At 68.1% G+C, this 8,087-nt stretch carries 6 protein-coding genes and 1 pseudogene; 4 read left to right on the top strand and 3 right to left on the bottom strand.

The window, feature by feature from the left end; translation table 11 throughout:
- On the top strand, positions 1–914 hold a 914-nt coding region (locus AC07DA_RS32705; protein ID WP_479131862.1), incomplete at its 5' end, for an RICIN domain-containing protein.
- Between the two features lie 55 nt (positions 915–969).
- On the opposite strand, the gene AC07DA_RS32700 is transcribed toward AC07DA_RS32705, so the two are convergent.
- The gene (locus AC07DA_RS32700) at positions 970–1,524 is read right to left on the bottom strand and encodes a hypothetical protein (protein ID WP_479131937.1); all 555 of its coding nucleotides are present in this window, start codon (positions 1,522–1,524) and stop codon (positions 970–972) included.
- A 15-nt stretch (positions 1,525–1,539) separates the two neighbouring features.
- On the bottom strand, positions 1,540–2,652 hold the full coding sequence (locus tag AC07DA_RS32695; RefSeq protein WP_479131861.1) for a hypothetical protein: 1,113 nt from the start codon (positions 2,650–2,652) through the stop codon (positions 1,540–1,542).
- 410 nt (positions 2,653–3,062) lie between these two features.
- On the opposite strand from AC07DA_RS32695, the gene AC07DA_RS32690 reads away from it, so the two are divergent.
- The 3 genes from AC07DA_RS32690 to AC07DA_RS32680 all read left to right on the top strand — a co-directional run bounded on the left by AC07DA_RS32690 (position 3,063) and on the right by AC07DA_RS32680 (position 6,961).
- The gene (locus AC07DA_RS32690) at positions 3,063–3,794 is read left to right on the top strand and encodes a hypothetical protein (RefSeq protein WP_479131860.1); all 732 of its coding nucleotides are present in this window, start codon (positions 3,063–3,065) and stop codon (positions 3,792–3,794) included.
- Between the two features lie 67 nt (positions 3,795–3,861).
- On the top strand, positions 3,862–5,709 hold the full coding sequence (locus AC07DA_RS32685; RefSeq protein ID WP_479131859.1) for an FG-GAP-like repeat-containing protein: 1,848 nt from the start codon (positions 3,862–3,864) through the stop codon (positions 5,707–5,709).
- Positions 5,710–6,556: 847 nt separating this feature from the next.
- A complete protein-coding gene (locus AC07DA_RS32680) occupies positions 6,557–6,961 on the top strand; it encodes a type II toxin-antitoxin system PemK/MazF family toxin (protein ID WP_479131858.1) in 405 nt (134 codons plus the stop codon).
- Positions 6,962–7,057: 96 nt separating this feature from the next.
- Here AC07DA_RS32680 and AC07DA_RS32675 read toward each other — a convergent pair.
- Positions 7,058–7,955 (bottom strand): annotated as a pseudogene (locus AC07DA_RS32675) (IS5 family transposase).
- Positions 7,956–8,087: the final 132 nt, after the last annotated feature.

Genomic DNA, 8,087 nt, shown 5'->3' with positions numbered 1-8,087 from the left:
CCGCACGGCTCAACGCCCCCTTCTCCGTGGCGGTCGACGGCGAGGGAGACCTCTATATCGCTGACCACGGCAATCATCGGGTCCGGAAGGTGACGAGGGCTGATGGGAAGATCAGTACGGTCGCGGGCACCGGGGCGGCGTCCTTCGGCGGGGACGGTGGCCTGGCCACAGCCGCCCAGCTGAACCTGCCCATCGGCCTGGTAGTGGACAGTGCCGGCAACCTCTACGTCTCGGAGTGGCACAACCACCGGGTCCGCAAGATCACTACCGATGGCAGGATCAGCACGGTCGCGGGCACGGGCGCCGCTTCCTTCGGCGGGGACGGCGCCCCCGCCGCCTCGGCCCAGCTGAAAAATCCGTGCGGTCTGGCCGTCGACTGCGTCGACACGCTCTTCATCGTCGACCACGGCAACAGCCGGGTGCGGAAGGTCCCCTCGCAGAGGATGGCCGGGCTGCCCGAGTCGGGCACAGTGGTCTGCTGGGCCAACGTCCGCAGCAGGCTGCGGATGGCGGTCGCTCGTGAGTCGACCGCGGACGGGGCCGAGATCCACCAGAGCCTGGCGGTGGCCAGGGATCATCAGCGATGGCGGCTGGTCGCCGCGGGCCAGGACAACGGCGAGGTGCTGTACCGGCTCGAGAACGTGCGCAGCGGCAAGGTCCTGGAGGTCGTGGGCGCACAAGAGGCGGCCGGCACGGTGGTCGCGCAGCGCGCCTACGGGGGGCCTGACGCGCACCACCAGCAGTGGCGGCTCATCCCGGTGGGTTCTGTGACCGACACGCCTCGGGTGTACGAGATCGCGAATCGCAACAGCGGTCTGCTGCTGCGGGTGGACACCAACGCGCGTGCGGCGATCAAGCAGGACGGGTCGGAGGGCGACCACCGAAGCCGGCAGTGGCAACTGCTTCCTGCGTGACACACAAGGGGGGGCAGAGGCGGCCACGCCCCCGCCCCCCTTTGCACGCCGGGTGTTACGGGGAACCGGGGGAGTTCTTGACGGTCGTCTCGGTCTTGCTGGTCTCGCCCAGGGGCTGCGGGGTCTCAGCGGCCGCCTTGGCTGCCGCGGGGGCCGGTGGGGCCTTGGGGGTCTCCGGGGCCTTGGGAGGCGTGGCGTACTCGCTCCTCGCCGGCTCGTCCTTCAAATCCTTGTTCTTCTTCAGCCCTTCATTCTCCGGGATCTTCGAGCGGGCATCCTGCATGCCGCTGGACGCCGCAGCGGACACTGAACTGGCCTCGTCGGCGTACCGCGCCTGCGTGGTGGCCGATGCCTGAGTGGTCTGGATGAAGGAGCCGAGCATGCCCAGGATGACCCGCGCTTCAGGCGATTGCTCCCGCACGACCTTCGCGCGGGAAGAGGCTCCGTGGATCGCGTTGCTGAACAGAGCCGTCCTGGTGTCGTCGTAGGCACCGGCGTCGACGTCCTCGAAGTCAACGTCCGCTCCCGGCTCCGGTCCGGGGCGGTCGGTGCCCACCGAGAACAGCCCTGCACCATTGATCGCTGACGTGAAGATGTTTTCGAATACCACGGTGCTCACCCCTGCTCATCCATCGGAAGGCTGCTTGTGCAGCGCCCGGTCACTGTCGGTCAGGCTCTCGCCGTCGAACATCGTGTGATGGACATCCAGTGCGGAGACGATCTCCGCCCATCCGTGCATCAGGAAGCCGCCGCCGGCCAGATCGAGGTCGCTGATGGGGCGGGCCACCAACTGGTCGAGACCGGGGTAGTTCCCCGACTGCGGGGGAGACAGGACCGCGACCGGCACATCGTATTTCACCGCGATGAACCCGGAGAAGGTCACCGGAATCTCGTACCGGTACTGCTTGCAGCAGCGCCGCTGCGTCACGATGGTCTCCACGCGGGAGTTCGGAGCGACCTTGCCGGAGATCTGCGATTTCGAGGCCCAGCTGGTGGTCAGCGAGCCGCCGACGGTGGCGGCGATACCCAGTGCCAACGAGGCGTTGAGCGATGCGGTGCCGGTGGCGCTGCCCGAAGTGGTGAACGCCACCGAGTCCGTCACCGAGTTCGTCGCGGAGTTCGTCGCCGCGTTCCGCGTGGCCGCCTCGGTGGCATTGGCGTTGTCCACGCCGACGCTGTCCTTGCTGTTCTTGTTGGTGACGGTGTTTGCGTTCTTGTTCGACACTTCGTTCTGGCATTGCGTCTGAAGCTGCGACTGCAGGTCCATCTTGAGCTGGTTCTGCAACTGCAGTTGCAACTGTGCGCTGACGCTGCCGCCGAAGGTGAGCTTGGCATCTCCGTGCAGCGACCAGGTGATGCCGTTCGACACGGTGAAATCGACCGAGTCGGTAAAGGTCATCGGTTCCGTCTGGCTGCGGTTCACGTAGGAGCGGCAGGAGAAGGTGTCGGGCGGGGGCTGGTCCACGTTGCACCGCTCTTCGATCAGCGGCTCCCCGAGGTTCATGTACGCCAGCCAGCCCAGCTGGAACGCCGACTTGGACGCGGGGAAGGCGCCGAAGGCCGACTTGTTCACGGAGAAGCCGACGGGCTTGTGCCGCACGCCGTAGTCGTCGACGTAGACCAGATTGGGGTGGTCCAGGAGGGTCTGCCAGTTCTGATGAATGTTCAGTTCTTGCAGGTTCTTCTTCGTCAGCGGCTGCCGTTTGGTCCTGTCCAGGCTGTATGCGTTGGAAGGCATTCCCTGTCCTCGACTCATCTGGCCGAAAATGCTCGGCGAAAAGGCAACAGGCATCTGTGGGGATTTTCCGAAGTCTGAAGCTAACAGGGCTTGTAAATCAGCGGAAGAGTGTTGCGGCCATCATGCCCGAACGAGTGAAAATACTTCACCATGTGATCCCAACTCCGTTGTCGGGGAGGTAACTTGAAGCGCGCTGCGGACCGAGCGGACAAGAGATTCGTAGATTTCTGCTCGGGCAGATGCTGTGTACGCGAATGTGCCGCGAGTGACCTGTGAGGCGTGCGCTGCTATCCACTTCGAGATCCCATGATTCCGGGAGGATCAAAATGTGACCTAATCCCTCCCCAGGATCACCGCACTGAGTGTCTGGCGCATTTCCTGCCACATCCGAAAAAGGTGAGGTTTCCGCGATGTACACCCAAGAACGCACGGCGATGTCGAATCTGGTGGTCGGCGGTCCGGTGGCGGTGAACAGCTACGACAACGCCATCGTGGCCGCGCTGGTGGAGAACCGGCCGGTCATGCTCGTCCACGCCTTCAACGGCGGCTACCTCCGGCCGGCCGAACTGGGGGAGTCGAGCCATGACAAGGGGGTCAAGCTGGCCACCGCGCTCGATCCGGCCACCAAGGAGGTGCAGGGCCACCTCTGGCACATCACCCCGGCCGGCTTCTTCGGGCAGCGGCCGCTGTACTTCATCGAGAGCGCCGCGGGCCAGGTGCTGGCCAAGTCCTCGACCGCGCCCATCGCCGCGGGTGCAGGGGACACCGGGCGCGGCGACGACGGCGTGCCCAAGCCGCAGCGCCGGCGCATCACCGTCCATCAGGACGCCCCCAAGAGCACAGCCGACACCGTCCAGGTCGGCCTCCCGGACAAGGTCGGTGACAAGTGGCGGGGGAAGAACGGCGCGCCCGAGGACACCCAGTTGTGGGTCGTCACGGTGACACCGTGGGGCGGGATCACGTTCGTGCCGATCACCCACCCCGACGCCATCCTCGGGTTCAAGGACCACACGGTGGCCGCCGACAGCGAGGTGCGTCTCACCTACAACTGGGGCGGTGACTTCACCGGCACGGTCATCAACACCTTCTACCCGCGGCTGCCCAGCGAGTGGAGCGTCCCCTACCACCACGTCTTCACGTGATCCGCGGCCCACGCCACGCCGCATCGGTCCCGAGCCCCTGCCCGCACCGCCTGGAAGAGGCACCACGATGCCCGTACCCACGCAAGAACTGAAACTGGAGATCGTCAACGCCGCCACCGGCTGGAGCCTCGGCGCCAGGGCCGCGCCGGGCACGGACGGGACGCTCGTCGTCCGCGACTTCCCCGATGGCGGACCGAGCCCGGATCGGTGGCAGCTCACCCCTGTACAGGCCACGCAAGCCGGCCAGGCTCAGAACCAGCCGGCCTACGTGATCCGCAATGCGGTCAGCGGCAAGGTGATCGACAACCCCGCTGCTGCGGACCGCGGCGTGCGCCAGTGGGACCCCGCCGCCGGCAAGAGGAGCCAGCAGTGGCATGTCGTCCCCGCCGAGGGCCAAGCGGGCCTCTACTTCATCGAGGGCGCGACCGATGGCGCCGTCCTCGATCTCGACGACAGCGCGGCGGACGCACCCCGGGTCGTCCTGCGCGCGTACGACGACAACGCCGAGAGCCAGCGCTGGCGCCTCGTACCGATGGAGCCCGAGCGCATCAGCGACCCCGTGCTGCGCTGGACACCTCTGTCCCACTGGAACAGCCGTCAGTCCTGGCGGCTGTCCCGCTCAGCCGCGCTGCGCCCGGCACCCGGGGCGACGCCCTCCTTCAGCGACACGCTGCTCGTCCTCAAGCGGTTCGGCAGCAACCAGGAGGCCGGCGCGTGGCAGAGCATCACGGCCGGCTGCGTCCCCGGTGGGCAGCCGGGCTGGTGGGCCGGGCTCGGTGACCGGATCCTCGCCGACACCACGGACACCGGACGTAGGGACATCGTGGGGTTCAAGCCCGCGAAGGGGACGGTGACGGCCTCGAGTCAGGGCGACGGCACGTTCGACGACGACGAGCGTGTTCTGCACCAGCCTCTGCCCACCGCGAGTCCCAAGGACCTGTGGGCCCTCACGGACACGACGGGCAGCGGCAGGCCCGACGTCGTCGTCCTCGCCGCCGACGGCGTCCGGATGTTCGTGCAGAACGAGGACGGGACGTTCACGCCCGCCAGCGCCCAGCCGGTCCTCAAGGCGTTCGGACACGGCCAGCAGGCCGGCGGGTGGCTGGCCGACAAGCATCCCCGCTTCCTCGTCGACACCACCGGCGACGGTCGCGCCGACCTCGTCGGCTGCCACGACGACGGCGTCTGGATCTCACGTCAGGACGCAGACGGCCAGTTCGCCCCACTGGCCCCCGAGCCCGCCCTGGCGGCGTTCGGACACAATGAGGAAGCCGGTGGCTGGCGCGTCGGCAAGCACCCCCGTTTCCTCGTCGACACCACCGGCGACGGTCGCGCCGACCTCGTCGGCTGCCACGACGACGGCGTGTGGGTCTCGCTCCAGGAGGAGGACGGAACATTCGCCGAACCCCTCTACGTCCTCGACGACTTCGGGACCGGCCAGGGGTGGAGCTCAGTTGAGGAGTGCCCCCGGTTCCTGGTCAGCACCACCGGTGGTGGCGCAGTGGACCTCGTCGGGTTCGGCCCGCAGGGCGTCACCGTCGCACGCGGGCGCGGCGACGGCACGTTCGAACCCGCCACGCTCGTCCTGAACGACTTCGGCAATGCCCAGGGATGGACGAGCAAGAGGCACCTGCGCCTCCTCGCCGACGTCACGTGCGACGGCAACCCCGACATCGTCGGCTTCGGTGACGAGGGGGTCTGGGTATCCCACAACCGCGGCGACGGCCGATTCGAGCAGGCCCAGCTGGTGTGCTGCGGCTTCGGGTACAACGACGACGCCGGCGCCTGGCGGGTCGGCCACCACCCGCGCTTCCTCGCCGACATCACCGGCGACGGACGTGTCGACATCGTCGGCTTCGGCGGCCGCGGCGTGTACGTCGCCCGCAACCTCTACCGCCGTTTCAGAACCCGATAGCCCATCCGGGGCTGCCGCCTCGCGAGCAGCCCACGGTAACGCAGGGGGGCTCGAGCAGCCCCGGCCGGACATCGCCCCTAGAGATGATCCCGACGTTCTCGTGGTCGCTTCCGTGACTGCTCTGCCGTGGCAGGCCAGCGGTAGAGCGGTGGCGACTGGAAATCGGCACTCAGGGGCGGGGAACACGCCCCGATTCCTGACAGGGAAGAGAATGCCCATGCGCAAAACGATGGTGGCCACACTGGCGGTCCTGGCCGTTTCCGCCGCGACCTCCCGCCGCAGGCTCCGGCCAGCACCCTGATGCCCCGGACCTCTGCTGCGGCGATGCAGGAGGGGGTCGATCCGACCTATGCCGAGCCGGTGCGGGAGGGACAGGACCGCACCACCTGGCGATGGAGGGTACGCAACACCGCTGAGACCGCAGTCACCGACGTTGTGCCCGGACGCCGGGATGCCGGTCACCACGATCATGGTGGCGATGCCGAGGGAGATGCCCAGGGCGGAGAGCACGGACCGCAGCCTGCGGGTACGGACGCCGGTGACGGCCAGCGTGACCACATCGGCCGGGGTCAGCCGCACCGGCCGGCTGAGCGCATCGACGCGCCCCTCTCGCGCCGGGGGACCCTCGGGGGTGCCGGGGCGTTCGTCCCGCGCGCCCGGCCCCGACGAAGCAGCGTGGACAGAACCCGTCGATCGGGATGCCCCGCCGGAGTCGGATGTGACGCAGGCCACGGGAAGCCGGTGCGGGGTGCCGGACAGCTCATTGAGGTGAGTACTCATCTGCGTACCCGGGTGCGGGCCGGGGAATCGAGCGCGTTCGCCTGCCGTCCTGGGTATCGGAGGGCTTGTGCAACGTGGCGAAGTCTGGTGGGTCCGGTTCGACGAGCGGAGGTTGGTCGTACTGCTGTCAGGAGACGCCGCGTCCGGGTTCCAGGTGATGCAGGTCGTCGCTCCGGCGGGCCTCGACATCAGCGGTCTGGGCATCGAAGTGACGGTCGGCGCCGGTGAAGGGTTGCCGCTCGAAGGCGTGCTGCGGCTCGCGTTCCCGCGTCCAGGCTTCACCCCGTGCACGTGGCTGACCACCGTGTCCCCGGACGACCTGATAGAGCGGGCGGCCGTCCTGTCCTCCAGGAAGCTCAGGGAGATCGACGATGCCCTCCGACTCGCTGAACAAGCACAGGAGCGGACCCCGGCAACGACCGCGAAGCTCAGCGAGATAAGGGACGCCCTCCGTCGCGGTGAGCTCGGGTAGACGGAGAAGGCGCCGACGCCCGCGATGGCATGGGCGATCTCGGGCGGGATGATCCACGCTGGACACCTGCCGCCTCGACGCCCTTCACCATCGAGATCACGATCTACGGCTGGAGTACTGGGTTCTGTCTCTCTGGTCAGCGTGGCGCGTCCAGATGAGGATGCCGGCGAGGTGGAGTGCGGCCTGGTGGGCGATGGCTGGTCTGTCGGTTCGTGTGGCCAGGCCGCGCCACTGCTTGCGGCGGTCGATGCAGCGCTCGACGGTGTTCCGCTGCTTGTAGGCCTCGGCGAAGCCGGGCGGGCGGCCGTGGCGGTGGCCTCGCCGCAGGCGGTGGCCGAGCTGGTCGGACGGCTGTGGGATGACCGCGCGGATGCCCCGGCGGCGCAGGTGGTTGCGGATGGCTCGGGAGGAGTAGGCTTGATCGGCTGGAACGGCGAAGGGGCGGGTCCGCGGCCTGCCTCGGCCTCTGCGGGGCACCCGGATACGGGCCATCACCGTCTCAAAAGCGGGTGCGTCACCCGCCTGGCCTGCGGTGACGGTGAATGCCAGCAGCCGTGCTCCGCCGTCCGCAGCCGGGTGCACCTTGGGGCCCAGTCCGCCGCGTGAGCGTCCGAGCGCGTGATCGGAGGGCTCACCGGAGCGTGCCGCCCCTTTTTGCGAGCGCCGGCGGCATGCTGGTGGGCCCGCACGACCGTGGAGTCCACTGACACGGTCCAGTCAATGCCGTCGTCGGCGTCCGCCACCGCCAGGACGGACGCGAGGATCCTCTCCCAAGTGCCGTCGACGGCCCGTCTGTCAGCCGTTTGTGAGCGGTCTGCAACGACCCGAACTCGTGGGGCAGGTCCCGCCAGGGCGAGCGCGTGCGGTCCTTTCAAGCGATGGCCTCAAGGGTGCGCCGGTGGTCGGCCCACCGCCGTTCGCGGACCGGATCGGCCGACATCAGCGGATCGATCCGCTCCCGCATCGCATCGGTGATCACTAACCGGACAGACACATGCGATCAACTGACCAACCCATCAAAGAGACACGCTCTAGTACTGCAACGGTGCTTGCCGTGACTGATGGCCAGGTCAGGGGCTGTGTCCGCGTCGTTTGTAGTGGCTGGTGCGGGCCTGGTGCTGTCGTC

Source organism: Streptomyces sp. NPDC044921 (assembly GCF_056432865.1).
Note: the sequence above shows the minus strand (reverse complement) of the source record. Positions and strands in the feature narration are given on the sequence as shown.

What these genes read in the sequence shown, in the direction of transcription:
- AC07DA_RS32695 (WP_479131861.1), bottom strand. Translation starts at nt 2,652, where the DNA reads ATGCCTTCCAACGCATACAGCCTGGACAGGACCAAACGGCAGCCGCTG.
- AC07DA_RS32690 (WP_479131860.1), top strand. Translation starts at nt 3,063, where the DNA reads ATGTACACCCAAGAACGCACGGCGATGTCGAATCTGGTGGTCGGCGGT.
- AC07DA_RS32685 (WP_479131859.1), top strand. Translation starts at nt 3,862, where the DNA reads ATGCCCGTACCCACGCAAGAACTGAAACTGGAGATCGTCAACGCCGCC.